This window comes from Natrinema ejinorense (assembly GCF_002494345.1).
Taxonomy (GTDB): Archaea; Halobacteriota; Halobacteria; order Halobacteriales; family Natrialbaceae; genus Natrinema; species Natrinema longum.
In genome coordinates this window covers 3,604,422-3,626,405 of the sequence record NZ_NXNI01000001.1, presented here as the reverse complement: position 1 = coordinate 3,626,405, position 21,984 = coordinate 3,604,422, and the positions used below count along the sequence as shown (strand labels likewise).

Here is a 21,984-nt window from a genome sequence, read left to right as displayed (position 1 = left end):
AGGGCAGGTCGGCTCCGATCGGGAGAGCCGACGACGATTCATACGGTTGGCTGTCCCGGTGTCCCGATCCCGCCGGCACTGACGGACAGGTGACCGTATCAGTCCCCGTCGCTCGTCCGTTCGACCACGACCGTCGTCGAACACCCCTCACAGGAGAGTTCGAACGCACCAGGCTCGACCGTCGTTCGACCACGGGAGTCGGTGACGGCGAGTGCGTCGTTGGGAATCGTCACCGACACCGTCTTCGATTCGCCGGGCTCGAGGCTGACACGTTCGAACCCGACGTGTTCGCGGACCGGCCGAACCCGGGAACTCACTTCGTCCCGGAGGAAGAAATCGACCGCCCGGTCGCCCGCCCGGTCGCCGACGTTTTCGACGTCGATCGAGGCGGTGATCGATTCGGCCGGACCGATCCGTGGGTCGTCGACCGACAGGTCGGACGTCCGAAAGTCGGTGTAGCTCTCTCCGTGGCCGAACTCGTAGAGGGGGTCGTACGTCTCGGGGTGTTCGTCGGCACCGATCGGCGTCGGATGCGCGAACCGATTGAACGCCGACGGCAGCTCGCTCGTCGAGCGTGGGACGCTGATCGGCAGTCGGCCCGCCGGATTGTGGTCCCCGAACAGCACGTCCGCGATGGCGTCCCCGCCTTCGCTCCCCGGATAATACGAGAACAACAGCGCGTCGGCGTTGTCGGCGGTCCAGGAAAGCGCCAGCGGTCGCCCCGCAATCGCGACGACCACCAGCGGCGTTCCGGTTTCGTGGACCGTCTCGAGCAGTTCCCGCTGTGCGTCGGGCAACTCGAGTTGCGCTCGGGTCGGGAACTCCCCAGTCGGCCCGACGAGTTGCTTGGGGCCGAACTCGTGATAGTACCACCCCTCGCCGACGGCGACGACGACCACGTCCGCGTCCGCCGCCGCGTCCGCGACCGCCTCGAGGTCCCGTCGCTCCCGGAGTGTCGTCCCCTGCTCGTAGCGGACCGTCGTTCCGTCGCGAGCGCGGTCCGTGATCCCATCGAGGACCGTCGTCCCGGCGTCCGGCCCGGGATCCCGGACGCTCCACCCGCCATACTGGCTGCGAAGCGACGCCGCGTTCGGTCCCGCGACGAGGATCGAGTCGACGGTATCCGACAGCGGCAGTACGCCGTCGTTCTCGAGGAGCGTCTGCGATTCGCGGGCCGCCTGTGCCGCGGCCGACCGATGAGGTCGTACACCGACCGTCGATCGGACCGTCTCGACGTCGACGTAGGGATCCTCGAAGAGCCCCAGCGACGCCTTCAACTCGAGTATCCTGGCGACCGCGTCGTCGATGCGCGCTTCGGACAGATCACCGGATTCGACGAGATCACGCAGGTTCGCCGCGTACTCGTCGCGACCGATCGAGATCAGGTCCAGTCCCGCGTCGATGGCTAGCCGCGCCGAGCCCCGCTGGGAGGCGGTCACGCTGTGGTCCTCGTTGAGGTGGTCGATACCACCCCAGTCGGAGATCACCGCACCGTCGAACCCGAGCCGTTCGCGCAGCAGTTCGGTGAGATAGCGGTGCGAGCCGTGGGCCGGTTCGCCGTCGATGGAGTTGTAACACGGCATCACGACCGATGCACCGGCCTCGATGGCGTCGACGAACGGCGGGACGAACAGCTGGTGGACCGTGCTCGCGGAGCGATCCACCGGCGCGGCGTCCTCGCCGCCCGTCGGATCGCCGTACGCGGGGAAGTGTTTCGCCGTCGCGGCGACGCGGGGGCTGACCCTGTCGTCCTCGAGCCCGCGAACGGCTGCCCCCGCGAACGCACCGCACAACAGCGGACTCTCGCCGTGGGTCTCGAAGGTACGACCCCAGCGCGGATCGCGGGCCACGTCGCAAGTCGGTCCGTAGTTCAGGGTCGCGCCGGTCGCCCGCATCTCCGCGGCCGTCACCTCGCCGGCCGTCCGCGCGTTCGCGGGGTTCCGGGTCGCGGCGAGCCCCAGGCCGTGAGGAAACACCGTCGCCCCGTCGACGTACGCGTGGCCGTGAACGGCGTCCACGGGGAGCAACAGCGGGATTCCGTGACGCGTCTCCTCGAGTGCGACCCGCTGGAGTCGGTTCGCGATCTCGGCGACGCGTTCGGGATCGTGATACGTTGAGACGCCGATCCCGAACGCTGCGATCGTCCCGACGCCCTCCTCGCGGACGAGCGCCGCCGCGTCGTCGACGCTCAACTCGACGTCTCCCATCGAGCCGACGAACGCGCCGACGAGCTGGCCGACCTTTTCGCGAAGCGTCATCTCGTCGAGATCCGGTACTGGACATCCACCGCTCTCGGAGGGGGTCTCTTGGCTGGTCATCGTAGTTTTCAATCGTGCGGTTAGTTCTTAAAACTAGGTGGTCACCGGCGGGTCGACGGGACCTCAGTCCGTGGACGCGGTGTCGGCCGACTCGCTCTCGTCGGTCAGCGATGGCGACGACCAGTACTCCTGGTCGTCACCCTCGCGGAAGCAGGCCGCCTCGTGTCGCTCACCCACGGCGACGCGCTCGGGATCGGCCCGACGACACGCTTCGCGCGCCTCGGGACACCGGGTGTGAAACCGGCAGCCGCTGGGTGGGTCCTTCGGATCGGGCACGTCGATCGTTCGGACCGGGGGCTCCGCAGCGTCCGTGTCACCGTGGAGATCCGGCGTCGCCCACCGGAGCACCTTCGTGTAGGGGTGTTTCGGGTCGTTGATGATCCGCTCCGCGGGACCGATCTCGACCAGTCGGCCGAGATACATCACGCCGATGCGGCCACCGGCGTGTGCGGCCAGATACCGCGCGTTCGAGAGGTCGTGGGAGACGAAGACGAACGACGTATCGAACTGGCTCTGCAACTCGAGCAACAGGTCCATCATCTCGACGCGCAGCGAGACGTCCAGCGCCGAGATGGCCTCGTCGGCCAGGATCAGATCGGGATCCATCAACAGTGCGCGGACGAGCGCGACCCGCTGTTGCTCGCCACCCGAGAGCTGGTGTGGGTAGCGGCCGGCGTAGTCCTCCGGGGGCGTCATCCCGACCCGCTCGAGCATCGAGAGCACCTCCCGGCGGCGATCGCCGGCACTCATCCCGGACTGCCAGCGCTTGAGGGGAGCCTCGAGTATCTTCATCACCCGGCGGTTCGGGTTGAGCGCGCTGCCGGGATCCTGATGGATGATCTGGAGCGACCGCCGGATCTCGTCGTGGGGAATGTCGACGTCGCCGCGACCATCCTTCGCGTCCCAGACGTCCTGTCCGCGATACCGGACGCTCCCGCCGGTTGGCCGCTGAAGCCCGATCGCCGTCTTCCCGAGCGTGGTCTTGCCACAGCCCGACTCCCCGACGAAGGCGACGACGTCGTTTTCCTCGATCTCCAGCGAGACGCCGTCGACGGCTCTGACGACGTCGGGATCGCCGAACTCGAGCAAGCCCTGACTCTCCTCGAAGTGGACCTCGACGCCGTCCAGCGAGACGAGGGGGTCCCCGCTCATTGACCCTCCCCCGCGGCCGACGCCGAGCGTTCCTCGTGGGCGGCTTCGGCGGTAAACGGGACCGCCTCGGCCGCGTCCTGCCAGTGGAAACACGTGACCTCGTGCTCGCCGCTGACCGTCTCGAAGGGAGGGTCGTCCCCGACGCAGGTTTCGTCGGCGAGGGGACACCGCGGGTTGTACGTACAGCCCGCCGGAACGTCGACCGGGTCCGGTGCCGACCCCTCGATCGGTCGCATCTCCTCGAGTGGCGCGTCGAGGTTCGGCGTCGCGTTCAGCAGGGCCCGCGTGTAGGGGTGTGCGGCGTGGTGGAGGATCTCCTCGGTCGGTCCCAGCTCGATCAGTTCGAAGGCGTACATCACGGCGATGCGGTCGGCCAGTTCGGCGACCAGCGGCAGGTCGTGCGTGATGAACACCATCGTCAGGTCGTACTTCTCCTGTAGCTCCTCGAGCAGGGCGAGGATCGATCGCTGCATCAGCAGGTCCAGCGCCGCCGTCGGCTCGTCCATCACGAGCACGTCCGGCTCGAGGATCAGCGAGAGGGCGATCAACGCCCGCTGTTGCATGCCGCCGCTGAGCTCGTGGGGGTACGAATCGAGCACGCGCTCGGGCTCGAGGTGCAGGTCGGCGAGCAGCTCACGGGCGCGGTCCATACCGGCCTCGACGTCGGCGTCGTGAGCCGCGAGGGTCTCCTCGAAGTGTTCGCGGACGCCCATCGTCGGGTTGAACGAACTCATCGCCCCCTGGAACACCATGGAGATCTCCTCCCAGCGCAGTCCCTTCAGTTCGCGCTCGGAGAGTCCGAGGACGTCGACGGGCTCGCCGTCCTCGGGGTAGTAGGTTATCTCGCCGGAGAGAACGCCGGGATCGACCACCGCATCGAGCATCGACGAGGCGAGCATCGACTTGCCGCTGCCGCTCTCGCCGACGACGCCGAGTATCTCGCCGCGTTCGACGTCGAGGTCGACGGTGTCGAGGACGCGAGAGACGCCCCGGTCCATCTCGAAGTAGACCTCTGCGTCCCGTATCTCGAGGACGCGATCGGTCGCGGTGTCCGTGCTGTGCGTGTCCGTCTGCGTGAAGTGTGTGTCTTGCTCGGTCATTGGTTACGCGGGTGGATTGATTGCGGTGTCGGCGTCGTCGTCCTGAACCGTCTCCCCCGCGTGGCGCGTTCGGACACGCGGGTTGAACAGTTTGTCAGTCCCCTGCGAGAGGAGGATCAGTGCCATCGACAACAGGACGATGGGGAGCATCGGGAAGAGCAGCATGTACGACCGACCGGAGACGGAGAGGGCGTAGTTCGCATTGTGCGCCCAGTCGAGCATCACGCCCCAGTTCTCGGCCGTCGCGCCGCCGAGCAGCCCCAGGTAGTACAGCGCGATGCTGTCGTAGACGACCCGTCGGGCCGCGTAGACGAAGTTGACGGAGATATACGGCATCAGGTTCGGCAGGATGTCCTTCCGAATGATCTGTGGCGTGGAGATTCCCATCGTCCGCGAGGCCTCGACGTAGGATTCCTCGCGCAAGGAGAGCACCTGCGAGTGGATCGTCCGTGCGAGCCCGGCCCAGATGTTGATCGTGATGAGGATCCCGATCACGTACGGCGACGACGGCTGGATGATCGCCACGAGCACGACGACGAGTGGCAGTCCGGGGATCGACATCGCGACGTCGACGATCGTGTTGAGCACCGACTCGACGGTGCCGCCCTTGTATCCCGAGACCGTCCCGACGACGGTCGCCATCACCGTCGAGAAGATCCCGCCGGCGACGATCATCTGTACCATTCCGGGCGTCGCCCAGAGCATCGCCGACAGAACGCCGACGCCGTTTTTGAACGTTCCGAGCGGGTACCGCCAGGTCCGAAACGGTCGGACGGCGATCCGGTCTTGCTCGAGCCCCGCCGGGCTCCGTGGTGCCTCGAGTTGCCAGGGCGATCCACCCACTCGAAGCACGTCGTTCAACACGGTGTAGCCGAGCTGATGGAGCCAGACGAGGATCGCCGTCGCGACGAAGCCACTGATGAGAATCAGCGCGACCTTCGTTCGCCAGTCCGACCACGCCACCGTGAACGGAGCGACGACCGACTCCTCGAGCGTTTCCCGGACCTGTTGACGGCGGGTCACCTCCGTGACGGCCGACTCGCCGAACATCCCGCCGGTCCCGCCGTCGGTACGGAGGCCGCAGTCGTTTGGACCGTCGCGGTCGGGACGGTCGTCCTCAGTACGCTTCACCCTGATCACCCGATTTGATCCGCGGATCCAGCATGCTGTAGGTCACGTCCGCGACGAAGGTCGCGATCACCACACACACCGTAATGACGATGAACGTCCCCATCATCAGCGGGACATCGTTGGCGTCGATCGCCTCGTACATCCAGTAGCCGACGCCGCGGTACTGGAAGATCTGCTCGAGTACCACCGACGACCCCAGCATGAACCCGATCGAGAGCAACAGGCTGGTGTAGAGTGGAAGGACGGCGTTTCGCCCGACGTATCGGAGCGCGATCCGTCGCGAGGGGAGCCCGCGAAGCTCGGCGACCCTGACGTAGTCCTCGCCGAGAGTCTGGATGCTGTTGCCCCGCATCGAGAGCGCGAGCAATCCGTATCCAGTGACGATATACGACAGGGCCGGCAGCGTCGCGTGTCTGAGTGCACCCCAGACGAACGCGACGGTGAAGCCGGGTTCGACTTCGTGGGCAGGCGGTTTCTGTCCGCGTGGCGGAAACAGTTCCAGGATCGGCGCGTCGCTGTAGCCGATCCAGAGGATCAACAGGAACGCCGCGACGAAGTAGGGGATCGAGGTCGTGACGGTTCCCACGATCGTGTTCGCGATATCGAACCACGACCCTTCTCGGTAGGCCATGATCGCACCCAGCGCCAGGGAGATGGCGAACATTCCGAGGGTCGCCAGCGACATCACGAGCAGCGTCCACGGGACGGCTTCGGCGAGTATCGTACTGACGTCGTCACTGGCCACGAAGGAGTAGCCGAGATTGCCGTTGAGCAACTCCGTCATGTACGTAACGTACGCCTCGGTGACCGACGCATCCGGGTCGAACATCAGTCGGCTTTCGATCGATTCTCGAACGACTGCTGGCTCGATACTGCTGCTCTGGACGATCTGGTCGACGATGTGATCGACCAGGGATCCTGGAACGCTCCACGCCAGGACGAACGCGATGGTGACGACCGCCCAGAGCGTGAACAGTGCTTGTCCGGTCCGTTTGAGATACCAGTTCATAGACGGGTAACAGGAACGTCGTTCAATCGTCGAGTTTCATCAGGCCGGGCGTATCGTACCCCTCGAGGCTCTCGTCGACCTTGGGAAGCCACCACATCGGCCAGTAGGAGTAGAAGTGCGGCGAGTCGTCGGGGATCTCGAAGCGATCGCCGTTGATGAACGACTGCTCGTACTTCTCCATCACGTAGATGCAGGGGACGTCCTCGTTGACGACGCGCGCCAGCCGTTCGACGATTTCCTCCTGCTCGGATCGGTCGCTCGTCGTGGCCAGCTCCTGAAGCGCCGCTTCGATGTCGATCGTCTCCCCGTCGAGTTCGATCTCTGTCGGGTAGTTCGCGAAGTGGCCCTCGGTGTCGCGCAGCCGGTTGCGAAGGATGTAGTCCAGCGAGAAGTACGGGTGGTTCATGCGCGGTGCACCGCCCTCCGTATGCTGGTCGACGAAGACGTCGGGACCGGACCCCGCGTAGCTCCCGGGCCCGCCACCTCGAGGGTCGCCCGCCGCGTCCCAGCCGGCTTCGTTGAGGTGGTCGACGATGGTCTGGGATGCGTCCGCCCAGTCGGACCACCCTTCCGGATACGCCAGCTCGACTTCGATCTCACCCATCTCGTAGCCGGCCTCCTCGAGCAGTGCTTCGGCTCGATCGGGATCGTGATCGTAGACGGTAAAGCCATCCGGCTCGGACGAACCGAGCCAGTCGTCGACGGTAGCCCACGTGAGTCCGGTCGGAGCTGGATGTGGGCCGACCTTCGTACTCTCGCCGACGGTCGAGATCACTGCTTCGCGGTCGATCGAGTGATACAGGGCCTGGCGGACCTCACGCTGATCCCAGGGTTCGGCCTCGTGATCGAACCAGATCGCCATCCCGAAGCCACCGGGGACCTGGAAATTGCGGATGTGCTCCGGGAACGTTTCCAGGATCTCCGGCGGTGCATACAGGCTGTGTTGCCCGTGGGCTTCACCGCGTTTCAGCGACTCGTAGACGTTGTTGTTTTTCGAACGGTTCTCGGTCCGGTAGCCGTCCCAGTTGTAGTGATCGGCCAAATGGTGGTCGGCGTACTCCTCGAGCCCGTCGCGGGGCTCGGTCTGGGAGTAATCGTCGTTGTGTTCCGTCAGTGCGATGGGACCCGACGGATCGGGGTCTTTGATCTCGACGCCGGCAGGGTCGTCCTCCCAGTTCTCGCCCTCCCAGTCCGCGGGCGAGTAGGCGGCCTGCTCGGCCAACAGCGCGTACTCGATGAGGTCAGGATTCGTTTCCGCGGGGTAGGAGACGGTCAATTCGTACTCGTCGGTCGCTTCGACGTCCTCGATGAACTGCCAGATCGGCTGCTGGGCCGCCTCGAGAATCTCGAGTTGGAAGGCGAGGTCGTCGGCGGTGATATCGTCACCGCTGCCCCACGTGAATTCCTCGGAGAGCGTCAGCGTCATCTCGCCGTCGTCGTGCTCCCACTCCCGAACGAGGTGGGGATGGAACTCGTCGTCCTCGATCAGGTACTGCGTCCACTGTGCGAACAGCCCGAACCGGTCGTGGGGGATCTTCCACCCCTGAAGGAGATTCCAGTGATAATTACTGGCCGGAAAGTCGGTCTGTGTGCCAACGAACCAGTCGCCGTCGTCGCTGTCACCACTGAGACAGCCGGCAACCGCCGCGGCACCCGTCGCACCTGCAAGCGATACGAACTCCCGTCGGGACACGACATCGCTATAGTCCCCACTTGCTGAACTTCGAACCATACGAACCTTAATCAAGGTTTATCATACATAAGTGTAATGATGGCCTGGATAAATTCGAGGCGTAAAAGTAGCTTTTCTATCTGATTGGGAACGCCGGTTCACGTCCGCCAAGCCAGAGACGACTTCCCGGTGGCACGCCCGCAGGGTACGAGCCTGCCGGCCTCGCCCGAGGGAATCAGAGCCTGTCACACGGCCACCGAACACACCGACCGCACTCGCGCTCAGTCCGCATCGACGAGCCACTCGGCAGTGTCCGCTGCCAGCTCCCCGACTTCGCCGTCGGCCTCCTCCGCCACCGTCCGAAGCGGCTCGACCGCGTCCGTCGCTTCGGCAAACCCGAGCGCACGCACCGCGTGTGCGCGGACGTACTCGGCCTCGTCCTCGAGCCGGTCGATCACCGCGTCGATCGTCGGCTCGGCGGCCGCCGGGTCGGCCCGTGCGACGTTCGCGATCGCGTCGATGGTCGCCGCGCGGGCGAGCGGCGGCTCGTTCGAGAGCGCCGGCACGAATTCCTCGAGGCGGTCGGCAACGGCCTCGGGCGCTCTCGCCGTGACCTCGACGAGTGCGTGTGCGGTAAACTCTCGGATCCCGCGTGCACGTGCCCTGTCCGTTTCGATTTCGTCCCGGCGGGATTCCAGGCAGTCCGCCACCGAATCCCGCTTTCCGGCGGGGAATTCCGCCAACTCCGAGGGACCGGGTGCCCACACCGTCGGCGGGTCGGCCAGCACGTCGAGGAGGGCATCCGCCTCCGGCACGAACCCGGCCGGCTCCGCCTCGAGTACCGGCCCCAGTGCTCGCGCCGCCCGATAGCCGGTCCGGGGTGGGTGTTGGTCGAGCGTGTCGACGAGCGCCGGGAGCCCCGGACGGACTGCCTCGGGGTGCTCGTTGGCAATAGTCGCGAGGACGGCGGCGGCAGTACTCCTCGCGACGGGAAACTCGTCCTCGAGGCGTTCGATGACCCGCTCGCTGATCGCAGCGACGCGATCCGGGTCGTCGACCGCGACGAAGAGCGCACACCGCAACGCGACGTTGCGAACGTGCCCCCGTTCGGCGTCGAACAGCGCGACGACCGCGTCGAGATCGACGTTCTCGGGAGCGGTCCGAGCAGTCTCGAGGAGTGCCTCGTCGTCCGGGGCATGTGGAGACATAACTAGCGGACAACAGCCACGGGTAAAAGAATCTCACGGTTCGACGATTAATTGTGCGCCACCCATCGGTAATTGAAGTGCTTGGACGACTCGCTCGACTCCAGCACGCCCTACCGCCACCGAGGGGTTCAGCGCGGACGGACGGGTCGGGTAGGTGAACGGGAGGGCTATTGTGACCGACGCTTGCACTGCCACAGGACGATTGCGAGGCCGAGTCCAGTGAGTCCGAGGATCCCGAAGACGACCATCGATATCGCGAACGCTCCCTCGGATTGGTCCCCGAGTACCATCGCGACCGCGTTCAGGACGGCCATCAGCGTGACGATCACGAGCATGAGATAGAAGTACGGGGCATACGCGGACATGACGTCCCAGAACCCGTCGTACGTGTTCATCGCTTCACCACCGATCGCTGAGTCGTCCGTGAAGACATAGCTATCCGTGTTCACCGGTTAGTATTAAAACATGCCGCACGCGTCCGCGACGGAACTGAACGGATCACGACCGACAGCCGTTTTTCAGTCCGATTCGAGGACGATCCGGTTCGGTTCCGTCGCTGGGTTACGGGACGAACGGCGCGAGTAACGGCTCCCGAGCCACCAGGAGAACGACGTTGTTGCTCGCGAAGAGGGCATACATGACGACGACGGACATCACGAAGCCGACGTCAAACGGGGTCGGCAGAAGCAAGCCGATCACGACGACGAGTCCAGCGTAGATGAGCGCGGCGAGAACCACGCCGGCGACTCCGAAGACGTCGTGAAGGAAGACCGTCACGGGATTGATCTCGGTGGCATACGGGACGGAGAAAAACAGGATCGTCGCGACGAGATCGACGAACCAGACGCCGAAGAACGCGGTCCGCAGTCCGGGAGACCCCGGTCGATTCAATCCTCGGTCGGGCGCAGTTGCAGTCACCATACGACAACGGACGGGATCCGAAGGGGTAGGACTGCTACTTGCGGATTATGGCAGTGTGGATCGGTACCGATATACGAGGGGGCGACTCGTCGCGTCGGCCCGCGGTTCGGGATCGGTGACGAAGGGGCCGCCCCGAACAGTAGCCGACGGCGCACCCTCGCGGAGTGGACAGAACGGACGTGGTCAGTCTCCGAACGCCGGCCCGTCGACGGATGCCGACCGGAGACGTCGAGCCGCGAGTAGTTCGTCGCCGCGGACGACGACGTGCCGGCCGTCGACGGTCCGAGCGACGACGCCGACGTACCGGGTCGCTCCGTCGGGCCGCTCGCCGATGGCTACTCGACTCGAGGCCGACCCGGTCGGAACGTCGTCCCGGTCGGCTCGCTCAGCCGACTCGCCGGGACGTGCACTACCGCTCGCGGCAGCACCGTTCGTTCCCGAGATAGCGACCACGACCGTTCGCCGCGACAGTGGATCCGGGTCCGACGTACCGCCGTTGGCTGCGGACCGTCGGACAAATCCTCGGACGGTGCGTCGGATCGGCTGGGTCTCGTTCGATTCCGTTCCGACGACTGTTCCACGCGCAGAACGACCCAAACGTCGATAGATGGAGCTACACACAAGTTATTCGACAATAGTATCGAGGTCGAATCGAAGCCAGAATCGGCGACGGTGAGCGAACAGTAGATCTCGAGACGATGCCGGCCAGATGGGTTCTTGGGCCCACGATCGACGATCTCGTTGGGAGGAGCAGCGAAGTCGTACGCTGGTCCCGTGCACGATTTCTTCCACGAAGAACCCGACAATAGGATGGATTTCCTAGACAGTAGATCTATGAATATGTAACCGTATGAGAACCGAGGGGGAGACCAACATTACAGCCATACGATCGTCACGTTCATTGATCGATCACTCGCCATGGTCTTCCGGCAGGGACCGTCGTCGGGTCACCGACTGGGAGCACGCGAAAACGGAGAGGCATCGTTTCGTCGACCGTCCACGATCGGTTCAGCATCCGGACACGATCGTCCAACCGGCGAACGGAGTGTCCCGGAGCGTAGGCCGGATACCCCGTCCGGCGATCGAGTGTTCGGTCGATCGCCGATGGCTCGTTCGCCTTGTCGGCTCTCGAAACGAGCGTTTCGTCTGGTGAAACGCACTCCGTTACCGTTCGTCAGCCGTACGCGAGCGTGACCCTGATTTCGCCGGCCTTGTCCCGAAGCCGGGTCGGAAGGTCGTCGTGAACGTACTCGTCGGTGAATCGGCTGGTCGGTCCGAATACGGCCAGCGACCCGAGGAACTCGTCGTCGGGCGTGTAGACGGGGACGGCGACCCCACGAAGCCCGTCCATGTGTTCCTGATTGTTCACCGCATACCCCCGCTCGCGGATTCCCTCGAGTTCGTCGAATAGTTCGTCGGGGTCGGTGATCGTGTTCGACGTGATCGCCTCGAGACCCACGTCGTCGACGTAGCGGGTAACTGCGGCGTCGTCCCACTCTGCGAGAATGATTTTGCCAGAGGCCATCGAGTGGAGCGGCCGCCGGTGCCCGATCATCGTGTTCGAGAGGCTGCCATAGCGGTGGACGTAGACGGCCTCGTCGTCCTCTTCGACGATGAACACCGCGCGTTCGTCGGTCTCCTGGCCGAGTTCGAACACCGCTCGTTTGGCAGCCGTGTATCCTACTCTCCGGGAGCGGGCCTGTTCACCGAGTTCGACGAAGCGAAACCCGACGTAGTAGTCGCCATCACGTTCGATGACGTACCCCAGATCGGTCAGCGTCTGCAGATGGCGGTAGACGGTGCTCTTCGGGAGACCCGTCCGCTGGGTAAACTCCGCAATCGTGAGCCCCTCCTCGTCTTTGAGCGCCTCGAGGAGTGCGAACGTCTTCCGAGTCGTCGCAACACCCACCTCGTCCGTCTCGGTCCCGTCCCGATCCGTTCCCATGTCCGTTACTACTCATCGAACGCAATCAATGTTCCGGACACTGAAACGAGAGTGCTGGTGAGCGAAACGTCCGTCTCCGGTCGCGAACGCGAGTCGGCGAAAAAAGGCCGCGAAGGGTCGAATCGCGGGTTACTGGTAGGCGGGGATCCCGGTGAATTCCTCGCCGAGGACGAGCGTGTGGATGTCGTGGGTCCCCTCGTAGGTGTAGACGGTCTCGAGGTTAGCCATGTGGCGCATCGGCGAGTAGTCGGTGGTGATGCCGTTCCCGCCGAGCATCTCGCGGGCGATGCGGGACTGATTGCGAGCCATCCGGACGTTGTTCCGCTTCGACATCGAGACGTGCTGTGGCCGCATCTCGCCGCGCTCTTTGAGTTCGGCGAGCCGGTGGGCCAGCAGTTGGGCCAGCGTGATCTGGGTCCCCATCTCCGCGAGCTTGCGCTGTTGGAGCTGGAACCGGCCGATCGGCCCGCCGAACTGGTCGCGGTCTTTCGCGTACTGGCGAGCCTCCTCGAAGCAGTCGCGAGCGGCACCGACGGCACCCCAGGCGATGCCGTAGCGGGCCTGCGTGAGACAGGAGAGCGGGCCCTTCATGCCCTCGACGCCGGGCAGGACGTTCTCCTGGGGAACGTAGACGTCGTTGAGCCCGATCTCGCCCGTGATCGAGGCGCGCAGCGAGAGTTTGTCGTCGATCTTGTTGGTCGTAATCCCGTCACGGTCGGTTTCGACGAGGAACCCGCGAACGGGGTTGTCATCGGCCGATTTGTCGCGCGCCCAGACGATAGCCACGTCAGCGATCGGCGAGTTCGTAATCCACGTCTTCGAGCCGTTCAGGACGTAGCCGTCGCCGTCGGCTTCGGCGCGAGTCTCCATCGCCGACGGGTTCGAGCCGTGTTCGGGTTCGGTCAGTCCGAAACAACCGATCGCCTCGCCTCGTCCCATGTCCGGCAGCCACTCCGCTTTCTGTTCCTCGCTCCCGTAGGCGTGGATCGGGTACATGACGAGCGCACCCTGAACCGACGCCATCGATCGCAGCCCCGAGTCGCCCGCCTCGAGTTCCTGCATCAGGAGTCCGTAGGCCGTCTCCGAGACGTTGGGCGAGCCGTAGCCCTCGAGATTCGGGGCGTAAAATCCAAGCTCCCCCATTTTCGGGATGAGCTCTTTCGGGAAGGTCCCGTTCTCGAAGTGCTCCCCGATATCGGGTTTGACGTGTTCTTCGACGAACTCCCGGGCCGTATCCCGGATCATCCGCTCTTCCTGGTCGAGGTCTTCCTCGAGCTGAACGAAATCCAGCATACCTATACCTATGGGAATAGCACAATAGGTATTGCGATACTGATTATCACGTGAACGAGCGCCGGAGCAACGGAACGTCAGCACTTTCGACGGACAGCAGTCGATGGAATCAGCGCGGTCAGATCCGCTTGAACGGCCGCTCGTATTGGAGGCGACCATGGTGAAGGCGCTGTTGGGAGGCCCAACCGATCGGCAACTCCGTCAAACCGGGCCAGTGTATTTTTTGTCACGTACTCTTGGCTTGAACAATGTGGTAGTGGTTTTGCACATAGGTGAAATTACAGATGAAAGTTCAAACACAGGTATTGCCTCATATCGTTATCCTTATGAGTGGCTGCTATAACAATGTACGCCATGGTAGACAGCAGCAACCAAATTGGTAGCCGCACGAATCGTCGAACACTCCTCGCCGCTGGACTCGGCACCACGGCCGCACTCGCAGGCTGTCTGGACTCCCTCGACGAGGGAGTCAGTGGCGGCAGTAGCGATGATTCACAGCTCACGATCGTCACGGCGTCATCGGAAACGGGAACCTACGCGGCCAGTCAGGGGATCGCCGCGACGGTCGACAAGAACGCCGACGATATCGATGTCGAGGCACAGCCGAGCCAGGGTACCGAAGACAACATCGGTCGACTCGGTCGCGGTGAGGCCGATATCGGGATGATCCAGCATCGATCGGCTCAGAAGATCCTGAACGGGGACGAGCCCTACGGATCCCTCGACTACACCCCCAATCAGATCTTCCACTACAACGACCTCCCGTGGTTGTTCGTGACCAACAACGACTGGACGTCGATCGCCGACATCGGATCCGATGCCCGGGTTTCTCCGACGCCGGGTAAATCGGGTACCCGAGAGACGCTTACCGAGGCCCTCGGGACCGTTACCGATGACTACGAACAGATCAGCGTCAGCTACGGCGAGCAGGCCGGGGCGATGCAGGAAGGCCAGCTCGATGTCGGCGTCGTGACGATCTCGAACTTCGACTTCGAAGCCTCCTGGATTCAGGAGATGAAACAGACCGTCGACACCCGGATCCTCGAGTGGCCCGAGGACGCCCTGAGCGAACTCGAAGACAACACCGGCGTTCCGATGGAGCCCATCGACATGACCCGGGACAGCTTGAGTGGGTACGCACACGCGCCCGACGAGGCGATGGGGGTCAACATTCCGTACAACTTCATCGTCCGTAACGATCACGAGTACGACTACATCTACAGCTTCCTCGAGACGATGTACGAGTACCGCGAGTCGATGAAAGAAGACCATCCGTACCTCGGGTACTACATGGACGACGAGTGGTGGACGACGCGGATGTACGACGACTTCCCGTTCCACCCGGCCGCGGCCGACTTCTACGAAGAAAAAGGAATGTGGTCCGATGACTTCGTTCGCGGTGAGGAATAGCGAGAACACATCATGAGTGCTGCCACACCACGGGACCGGCTTCGGGACGCCCTCCCATCCCCGCGTGAACTCAGCGCCGTCGACGTCCTGACCGGACTCATCTATCTCTTCGGCGTCGCGCTGACGGTCCTGACTATCGACTACGCGCGGACGCTTCGGTTCCCGGAGCCGATGGTATACGCGAACATCTTCCTCGGTATCGGGTTGACCCTGTATTATTTGATGCAGGCCAAAGAGTATCTCGTCAAGGAACCGTTCACGGGACGCGTCTCGGACGCAATCGTTCCCGACTCGCCGGCCGTCCGACGCAACGGCGCTCGACTCCTCGCAGTGATCGCCGTCGCGATCGCGATCGCATCGCTGCTCGTGACCGGGTACGTGCATTCCAACTTCGGCAGACTCCAGTCCGCCTACACGGTCGGTTACACGACGCTGGATATCTTCGTTGGGCTGGGTATCATCCTCATTTTGACCGACGCAACGCGCCGAGCCTTCGGGTACATCTTTACCTCCGTCATCGTGCTCTCGCTTATTTATGCGTTCATCGGCCCACTGCTACCCGGCATCTTCAATCACAGCGGCATGAGCATCGCCCGGATCTCCCGCGAGGGGGCGATCGGACTGATGGGGACGTACAGTTTCATCCTGCGTATCGGCTCAACCTGGGTAGCGATCTTCATCATGTTCGCCGGCATCGCGAAGGCCTACGGGGCGCTCGACTACGTACTCGGCGTCGGCCGGGAAATGGGGACGAGCCTCCGGACCGGCGTCGTCCAGATCGCCGTCGTCGCCAGCATGATTATGGGATCGATCACCGGCAGTGCCGCAGCGAACACGGCAACGACCGGCTCCTTTACCATCCCGATGATCAAAGATCAGGGCATCCGCAAGGACTTCGCGGCCGCCATCGAAGCCGTCGCCTCGAGCGGCGGACAGATGCTCCCGCCGGTGATGGGCGTGGCGGCGTTCCTGATGGCCGACATCCTCAACGTCTCCTATCTGACGATCATCCGCGCCGGGATTATTCCCGCGGCGCTATTCTATCTCAGCGTCGGAGTCGCCGTCTACCTCCTCGTGTTGAAGTTCGGCTGGACGACCGACGAGATCCAACCGTTCGACTACACCGTCCTACTGGGCGGACTGCACTTCGTGATCCCGCTTGCCGTCCTGATGTACACGCTCGTCGTCCTTCGGTACACGCCGCTGGCGGCGGGACTGTATACGATCATTACCATCGTCGGCGTGATGTACGTCCGGAACGTCCTCGTCGATGTCCTGGGCGTCGGGATCTCGAACGGCTCTCTCGAGGCCAACACTGACGGTGTGTCGCTCGGCGATATCGGCTGGAACGTTCTCGGAACGACCAAGCAGACGCTCGACGGCTTCAAGCAGGGCGGCGTGGAGATGGCACCGCTGGTCGGCATTCTGGGCTCGCTCGGAATCATCTTGCGGATGGTCGAGGGCACCGGTCTCGCGGGCGCGATCAGCCAGCAGATGGTGTCTCTCGCTGGCGGAGTCCTCTTCTTCTTGCTCGTGATGGCCATGATCTCGAGCATCCTCTTTGGACTCGGCATGCCGACGCCGGCGGCGTACATCCTCGTCGCCATGCTGATCGTCCCAAGCGTCATCGCCATCGGTATCCCGCCGATCACCGCTCACATGTTCGTGTTCTACTTCGCGATGCTGTCGGCGATTACGCCGCCGGTCGCAGTCTCCGTCGCGATCGGTTCGAGCATCGCTGACTCGAGTTTCCCCCGGTCGTGCGTGCAGGCGCTTCGGATCGGCGCGCCCGGCTTCGTGATCCCATTCGCGTTCATCACGAACAATAGCCTCATCTACTGGTCGATCCCCGAGACGATCATCGCGCTTCCGCTCGTCCTGGCAGGGACGACGGCACTGGTTGTCGCGACGATCGGGTTTGACGGCGCGCACTGGCTCTCAGTTCCTGTCCGGGTACTCTATCTCGTTGCCGCCCTCGCCGCGATGTTCGGTGGGGCGGCCTTCGCCCCGCTCCTGCCCATGACTCCCACGGTCGATCTCGGAATCCAACTCATCGGTGGACTCGTGATCGCTGCCGCGCTCGGGTACGCGAACCTCGTCATCGGCTACGATCACGAGGCGGCAATGGATCGGACCGAGTCGGCCTCGCTCCAGAGCGACTAGCTGATTCCACCGTCACTCCTCTCGACTCTCATGACAACCGAAATAAATGGGCTCGCCGAGTAACAACCCTTTTGACCACCCAGGCAGCCATACACAAGGTATGACAAACCTCGTGACGGAGGTCGAAGAGACCGTCAACGCGAACCCGGAATCGCCCGCGATCGCTTACGAAGGGACCGAACTGAGCTACGCGGAGTTCTGGGAACAGGCCGGCCAGTTCGCACAGGCCCTCGAGAACCGCGGCATCGGCGAGGGCGACCGCGTCGGCATCTACCTGCCGAACCTGCCCCAGTTCGTCACGGCCTTCTACGGCACGTTGCGCGCCGGCGGGATCATCGTCCCGATGAACCCCCAGTACAAGTCCCGTGAGATCAGCCACATGCTGGGCGACAGCGGGGCGAAGGCCGTCGTCGCACTGGCCGACCTCGTTCCCAACGTCCTCGAGGTACAGGACGACACGGACGTCGAACAGGTCGTCAGCGTCGGGGCGGACGTCGAAGGCGCGACGGAATTCGGCGACTTCCTCGCGGGGGAGACCAAGGACGTCGTCGACCGCGCGGACGACGACGTCGCGGTCCAGCCCTACACGTCGGGGACGACCGGCACGCCCAAGGGCGTCCTGCTGACCCACCACAACCTGGCCTTTACGACGCGGGCCAACGCCGTCATCCCGCCGGGGGGCTTCCAGGCCTCCGACCGACTCATCGGGACGCTCCCGCTGTTCCACATCTACGGCATGTCCGTCGTCATGAACGGCGCGATGTACAGCGGCGGCACCTACTACCCCGTCCCCGAGTGGGACGCGCCGGCGGTGATGCAGCAACTCGAGGACGACGAGATCACGATCATGTTCGCCGTCCCCGCGATGTTCAACGACATGATCAACCAGCCCGACGCCGCCGAGTACGAGTTCGAGTCCCTGCGCTTTGCCAACTCCGGGGGCTCGAGTCTGCCCCTAGAGGTCCTCGACCGATTCGAGGACCTCTGGGGCGTCCAGCTCAACGAGGGCTACGGCCTGACCGAAACCAGTCCGGTCACCCACGCCAACACGAACGAAAACCGTCGGAAGGGAAGTATCGGCCAGCCACTCGAGGGCGTCGAGGCGAAGATCGTCGACGACGATTTCGAGGCGGTCCCGCGCGTCGAGGAAGGCCCGATCGACGAGGAGGAGGCCGACCTGCACGATATCACCGGCGAGCTGGTCATCCACGGGCCGAACGTGATGAAGGAGTACTACGGGCTCCCCGAGGCCAACGAGGAGGCCTTCACCGAGGACGGCGGCAAGCGCTGGTTCCACACCGGCGACATCGGCTACTGGGACGAGGACGACTTCTACTACGTCGTCGACCGCGAGAAGCACATGATCGTCACCGGCGGCTACAACGTCTACCCGCGCGAGGTCGAAGAGTTGCTCTTCGAGCACGAGGACATCGCCGACGCCGCAGTGGTCGGGGTTCCGGACGAGCGCCGGGGCGAGACGGTCAAGGCCTTCGTCGTTCCCACACCCGACGCCGAAGCGACGCCCGAAGACATCAAGCAGTACTGTCTGACCAACCTCGCGGAGTACAAACACCCCCGCGAAGTCGAATTCGTCCAGGAACTGCCCCGGACGACGACCGGCAAGGTCCAGAAGTTCGAACTTCGCGACGAAGACGAGGAGTGATCGCCGTCGCCGACCCAGTCGGCCGGTAATCAGCGGCGATCGGCTCACCGTTTCCATGCTCGAGATTCGGCCGGTGATGCATTAACAAAAACAGATTTCGAGCATATCCGAAGCTACTTTGTAAGACGACTCCTAGTAAACAATCATGGCATTCCAGTTATCCGCCGAGCACGAGGCGATCCGTGACGCCGTCCGCGAATTCGGCGAAAACGAGATGGTGCCGGTCGCCGAGGAACACGACCGAGAACACAAGTATCCGGAAGAGCTCCGCAAGAAGGCCGCCGAGTACGACTTCGTCGCGCCGAACATCCCGACCGAGTACGACGGTGCCGGGATGAACAAGATCTCCTCGACGATCGTCACCGAGGAACTCTGGCGCGCCGACCCCGGGATCGGCTCCGCCGTCGGCTCCGCCGGATTCGGCTCGGACATGATCATCGAGTTCGGCGACGAGTGGATGAAAGAGGAGTGGCTGCCCAAGATCGCCAACGGCGAGACCGCTTCCTGTTCGATGATCTCCGAGCCCGCACACGGCTCGAACGTCGCCGGCATCGAGACGGTCGCCGAGAAGGACGGCGACGAGTACGTCCTCAACGGCAACAAGATGTGGATCACCAACGGGACCGTCGCCGACGTCGGCGTCCTGATGGCCAAGACCAGCCCCGGCGAGGGCCACAAGGGCATCACCGCCTTCCTCGTCGAGATGGACCGCGACGGCGTCTCGACGGACAAGATCACCAACAAGCTGGGCATCCGCGCCTCCGACCTCGCGGAGGTCGTCATCGACGACGTCCGCGTTCCCGAGAAGAACGTCATCGGCGAGGTCGACAAGGGCTTCTACCAGCTGATGGAGTTCTTCGCCTCCGGCCGCACCAGCGTCGCCGCCCAGGCCGTCGGTGCCGCCCAGGGTGCACTCGACGCCGCCATCGAGTACGCCAACCAGCGCGAGCAGTTCGACCAGCAGATCTCCGAGTTCCAGGCCATCCAGCACAAGATCGCGGAGATGGCGACCAAGGTCGAGGCCGCCCGCTCGCTGACCTATCGTGCGGCGACCCAGGTCGAGCAGGAGAACCAGGACATCGCCGCGCAGTACTCGAGCATGGCGAAGTACTTCGCGTCCGAAATTTCGGTCGAAGTCGCCGACGAAGGTATCCAGGTCCACGGTGGCTCGGGCTACGTCACGGACTACCCCGCCGAGCGCTACTACCGCGACGCCCGCATCACGAAGATTTACGAGGGCACCAGCGAGATCCAGAAGAACATCATCGCCGACCAGATCCTCTAACCCGGCGTCGACCGCGAAACCACTCGGTATTTTTGCAGTTGCGCCCTCGATAGCTTGTCGGCCGTCCGGGACTGTTCGAGCAGTTTCTCACCGAACGAAGAATTACTCGGGTTCGAATTTATTTTCTCCCACACATCCGTGTACGGGGACGGACGGAGCGACGCGAGAAAGCCGGAACGCGCCGGCGGAGACGGGCCGCGAGTCACTCGGGAGTTGCCCGATCGTCTACTGCTCGGGCACCCGAAGCTCGAGTGCCGCGCCCTGCCCGTAGCCGACGCACATCGTCGAGAGGCCGAGGCCGCCGCCCCGGCGCTGCAGTTCATGGATCAGGGTGACGGGGAGGCGAGCGCCCGACGCGCCAAGCGGGTGGCCGATGGCGATCGCGCCGCCGTTGACGTTGAACCGGTCGTCGTCGAAGCCGAGTTCGTCCCGGCAGTAGATCGTCTGACTGGCGAAGGCCTCGTTGAGTTCCACGAGGTCGTAGTCGTCCGCCGACCGGCCGTTTCGCTCCCAGATGCCCCGGACTGCGGGAACGGGTCCGATGCCCATGACCGTGGGGTCGACGCCCGCGACGTTGTGGTCCTCGATCTCGGCCATGATCTCGAGGCCCTCCGCTTCGGCGACCTCCCGGCTCGTGATGAGGACGCCCGCAGCGCCGTCGGAGACCTGCGAGGCGTTGGCGGCGGTGACGGTGCCGTCGTCCTGGAACGCGGGCGGCAGGCCGGCGATCTTCTCTTTCGTGGTACCCGGGCGAAGGCCCTCGTCCTCCTCGACAGTGCCGTCCTCGGTCTCGATGGGGACGATCTCGTCGTCGAACTTTCCGTCGTCGGTGGCCTCGCAGGCCCGCTGCTGGCTGCGAGCGCCGTACTCGTCTTGTTCGTCCCTGCTGATGTCGTACTCGCGGGCGACCGTCTCGGCGGTCTGGCCCATCGCGAGGCCGGCCGCGTCGTACTGCTCGGCGATGCCGTCGTAGGAGTCGATCCCCTTCCGGCGCTCGTTGCGGGACATGTTCTCGACGCCGCCCGCGACGATGACCTCGCGCTGACCAGCCCGTATAGCATCGCTCGCGCTCATGATCGCCTCCGCCGAGGACGCACAGAGCCGGTCGATGGTGGTGCCCGGCACCGACTCGCCGAGTTCCGAACACAGCGCGATGACCCGCGCGATGTTGTTGCTCTGTTCGTTGACCTGCTTCGCACAGCCCCATCGGATGTCGTCGACGTCCTCGCCCGAGAGGCCCGTGCGCTCGAGCATCTCGTCGACGAGCGGGACCGACAGCTCCTCGCTGCCGGTCTCGGCGAAGACGCCGCCGTGTTTTCCCTGCGGAGTGCGGACTGCCTGGACGATAACTGGCTGGCGATCGCTCATTGATACTGATTGACTCGCGCTCCTGAACTAAAGTAGCTCCGTTCTTCGCCATGGAACCGTGTTAGTGTGTCGGGATACGTTGAGGTGGCGCGCGCTGGGCCGCGGCGAACAGTGTGAGCCGCGGCACGACTATGCGCGAGGGATGAGCGAACGAATGGAATGAGTGAGCGAATCGGCTGGGGAGGGTGTGGAAATCCCCAGTTGCCGCTGTAAGAAGGTAGCACAATATTGTTCGAGCACACTCAGAAAGCCCCTGCCTCTTTCAATCCCGCCCGACACAGCACCACGTCCTCCCCAACCGACTGCGGTCCTCGCACGGGGTATCGACAGCGCGCGCCGTGTGATG

17 protein-coding genes are annotated in these 21,984 nt (G+C 64.0%); 4 read left to right on the top strand and 13 right to left on the bottom strand.

The features are described from left to right. Positions 1-98 precede the first annotated feature (98 nt). The 12 genes from CP557_RS17745 to CP557_RS17695 form a co-directional block, all read right to left on the bottom strand. Complete coding sequence (locus CP557_RS17745; RefSeq protein ID WP_097381133.1) at positions 99-2,318, bottom strand: glycoside hydrolase family 3 N-terminal domain-containing protein; 2,220 nt, start codon at positions 2,316-2,318, stop codon at positions 99-101. Between the two features lie 63 nt (positions 2,319-2,381). Beyond that, on the bottom strand, positions 2,382-3,470 hold the full coding sequence (locus tag CP557_RS23415) for an oligopeptide/dipeptide ABC transporter ATP-binding protein (protein WP_143825091.1): 1,089 nt from the start codon (positions 3,468-3,470) through the stop codon (positions 2,382-2,384). Continuing rightward, a complete protein-coding gene (locus CP557_RS23410; RefSeq protein WP_143825090.1) occupies positions 3,467-4,570 on the bottom strand; it encodes an oligopeptide/dipeptide ABC transporter ATP-binding protein in 1,104 nt (367 codons plus the stop codon). Before CP557_RS23410 ends, CP557_RS23415 begins: the two co-directional genes overlap by 4 nt. A 3-nt stretch (positions 4,571-4,573) precedes the next feature. Then, positions 4,574-5,701: an ABC transporter permease gene (locus CP557_RS17735; RefSeq protein WP_245853052.1), complete on the bottom strand. Its 1,128-nt coding sequence runs from the start codon at positions 5,699-5,701 to the stop codon at positions 4,574-4,576. Beyond that, positions 5,688-6,710 (bottom strand): ABC transporter permease, encoded by a 1,023-nt coding sequence (locus tag CP557_RS17730; protein WP_097381132.1) that lies wholly within the window; start codon positions 6,708-6,710, stop codon positions 5,688-5,690. Before CP557_RS17730 ends, CP557_RS17735 begins: the two co-directional genes overlap by 14 nt. A gap of 22 nt (positions 6,711-6,732) precedes the next feature. Beyond that, entirely contained in the window at positions 6,733-8,442 is a 1,710-nt protein-coding gene (locus CP557_RS17725; protein WP_097381131.1) for an ABC transporter substrate-binding protein, read from the bottom strand. 221 nt (positions 8,443-8,663) lie between these two features. Next, entirely contained in the window at positions 8,664-9,590 is a 927-nt protein-coding gene (locus CP557_RS17720) for a HEAT repeat domain-containing protein (RefSeq protein WP_097381130.1), read from the bottom strand. Positions 9,591-9,757: 167 nt separating this feature from the next. Beyond that, the gene (locus CP557_RS17715) at positions 9,758-9,985 is read right to left on the bottom strand and encodes a hypothetical protein (protein WP_143825089.1); all 228 of its coding nucleotides are present in this window, start codon (positions 9,983-9,985) and stop codon (positions 9,758-9,760) included. 166 nt (positions 9,986-10,151) lie between these two features. Beyond that, entirely contained in the window at positions 10,152-10,511 is a 360-nt protein-coding gene (locus CP557_RS17710) for a hypothetical protein (RefSeq protein WP_097381128.1), read from the bottom strand. Between the two features lie 183 nt (positions 10,512-10,694). Then, the gene (locus CP557_RS17705; protein ID WP_143825088.1) at positions 10,695-10,964 is read right to left on the bottom strand and encodes a hypothetical protein; all 270 of its coding nucleotides are present in this window, start codon (positions 10,962-10,964) and stop codon (positions 10,695-10,697) included. Between the two features lie 721 nt (positions 10,965-11,685). After that, positions 11,686-12,456, bottom strand: coding sequence for an IclR family transcriptional regulator (locus CP557_RS17700; protein WP_097381126.1), 771 nt, complete (start codon positions 12,454-12,456; stop codon positions 11,686-11,688). 129 nt (positions 12,457-12,585) lie between these two features. After that, positions 12,586-13,749, bottom strand: coding sequence for an acyl-CoA dehydrogenase family protein (locus CP557_RS17695; RefSeq protein WP_097381125.1), 1,164 nt, complete (start codon positions 13,747-13,749; stop codon positions 12,586-12,588). 354 nt (positions 13,750-14,103) lie between these two features. On the opposite strand from CP557_RS17695, the gene CP557_RS17690 reads away from it, so the two are divergent. The 4 genes from CP557_RS17690 to CP557_RS17675 all read left to right on the top strand — a co-directional run bounded on the left by CP557_RS17690 (position 14,104) and on the right by CP557_RS17675 (position 20,270). After that, positions 14,104-15,159 carry a TAXI family TRAP transporter solute-binding subunit gene (locus CP557_RS17690; RefSeq protein ID WP_169924404.1) on the top strand — a complete coding sequence of 352 codons (1,056 nt, stop codon included), beginning with the start codon at positions 14,104-14,106 and terminating at the stop codon, positions 15,157-15,159. 12 nt (positions 15,160-15,171) lie between these two features. Beyond that, on the top strand, positions 15,172-17,322 hold the full coding sequence (locus CP557_RS17685) for a TRAP transporter permease (protein ID WP_097381123.1): 2,151 nt from the start codon (positions 15,172-15,174) through the stop codon (positions 17,320-17,322). A gap of 100 nt (positions 17,323-17,422) precedes the next feature. Beyond that, positions 17,423-18,985, top strand: a complete 1,563-nt coding sequence (locus tag CP557_RS17680; protein ID WP_097381122.1) for a class I adenylate-forming enzyme family protein — start codon at positions 17,423-17,425, stop codon at positions 18,983-18,985. A gap of 145 nt (positions 18,986-19,130) precedes the next feature. Then, the gene (locus tag CP557_RS17675) at positions 19,131-20,270 is read left to right on the top strand and encodes an acyl-CoA dehydrogenase family protein (protein ID WP_097381121.1); all 1,140 of its coding nucleotides are present in this window, start codon (positions 19,131-19,133) and stop codon (positions 20,268-20,270) included. A 225-nt stretch (positions 20,271-20,495) separates the two neighbouring features. Here CP557_RS17675 and CP557_RS17670 read toward each other — a convergent pair whose 3' ends face one another. Then, a complete protein-coding gene (locus tag CP557_RS17670; protein WP_097381120.1) occupies positions 20,496-21,638 on the bottom strand; it encodes a thiolase family protein in 1,143 nt (380 codons plus the stop codon). Between the last annotated feature and the right edge of the window lie 346 nt (positions 21,639-21,984).

What these genes read in the sequence shown, in the direction of transcription:
- CP557_RS17745 (WP_097381133.1), bottom strand. Translation starts at nt 2,318, where the DNA reads ATGACCAGCCAAGAGACCCCCTCCGAGAGCGGTGGATGTCCAGTACCG.
- CP557_RS23415 (WP_143825091.1), bottom strand. Translation starts at nt 3,470, where the DNA reads ATGAGCGGGGACCCCCTCGTCTCGCTGGACGGCGTCGAGGTCCACTTC.
- CP557_RS23410 (WP_143825090.1), bottom strand. Translation starts at nt 4,570, where the DNA reads ATGACCGAGCAAGACACACACTTCACGCAGACGGACACGCACAGCACG.
- CP557_RS17730 (WP_097381132.1), bottom strand. Translation starts at nt 6,710, where the DNA reads ATGAACTGGTATCTCAAACGGACCGGACAAGCACTGTTCACGCTCTGG.
- CP557_RS17725 (WP_097381131.1), bottom strand. Translation starts at nt 8,442, where the DNA reads ATGGTTCGAAGTTCAGCAAGTGGGGACTATAGCGATGTCGTGTCCCGA.
- CP557_RS17720 (WP_097381130.1), bottom strand. Translation starts at nt 9,590, where the DNA reads ATGTCTCCACATGCCCCGGACGACGAGGCACTCCTCGAGACTGCTCGG.
- CP557_RS17715 (WP_143825089.1), bottom strand. Translation starts at nt 9,985, where the DNA reads ATGAACACGTACGACGGGTTCTGGGACGTCATGTCCGCGTATGCCCCG.
- CP557_RS17710 (WP_097381128.1), bottom strand. Translation starts at nt 10,511, where the DNA reads ATGGTGACTGCAACTGCGCCCGACCGAGGATTGAATCGACCGGGGTCT.
- CP557_RS17700 (WP_097381126.1), bottom strand. Translation starts at nt 12,456, where the DNA reads ATGGGAACGGATCGGGACGGGACCGAGACGGACGAGGTGGGTGTTGCG.
- CP557_RS17695 (WP_097381125.1), bottom strand. Translation starts at nt 13,749, where the DNA reads ATGCTGGATTTCGTTCAGCTCGAGGAAGACCTCGACCAGGAAGAGCGG.
- CP557_RS17690 (WP_169924404.1), top strand. Translation starts at nt 14,104, where the DNA reads ATGGTAGACAGCAGCAACCAAATTGGTAGCCGCACGAATCGTCGAACA.
- CP557_RS17685 (WP_097381123.1), top strand. Translation starts at nt 15,172, where the DNA reads ATGAGTGCTGCCACACCACGGGACCGGCTTCGGGACGCCCTCCCATCC.
- CP557_RS17680 (WP_097381122.1), top strand. Translation starts at nt 17,423, where the DNA reads ATGACAAACCTCGTGACGGAGGTCGAAGAGACCGTCAACGCGAACCCG.
- CP557_RS17675 (WP_097381121.1), top strand. Translation starts at nt 19,131, where the DNA reads ATGGCATTCCAGTTATCCGCCGAGCACGAGGCGATCCGTGACGCCGTC.
- CP557_RS17670 (WP_097381120.1), bottom strand. Translation starts at nt 21,638, where the DNA reads ATGAGCGATCGCCAGCCAGTTATCGTCCAGGCAGTCCGCACTCCGCAG.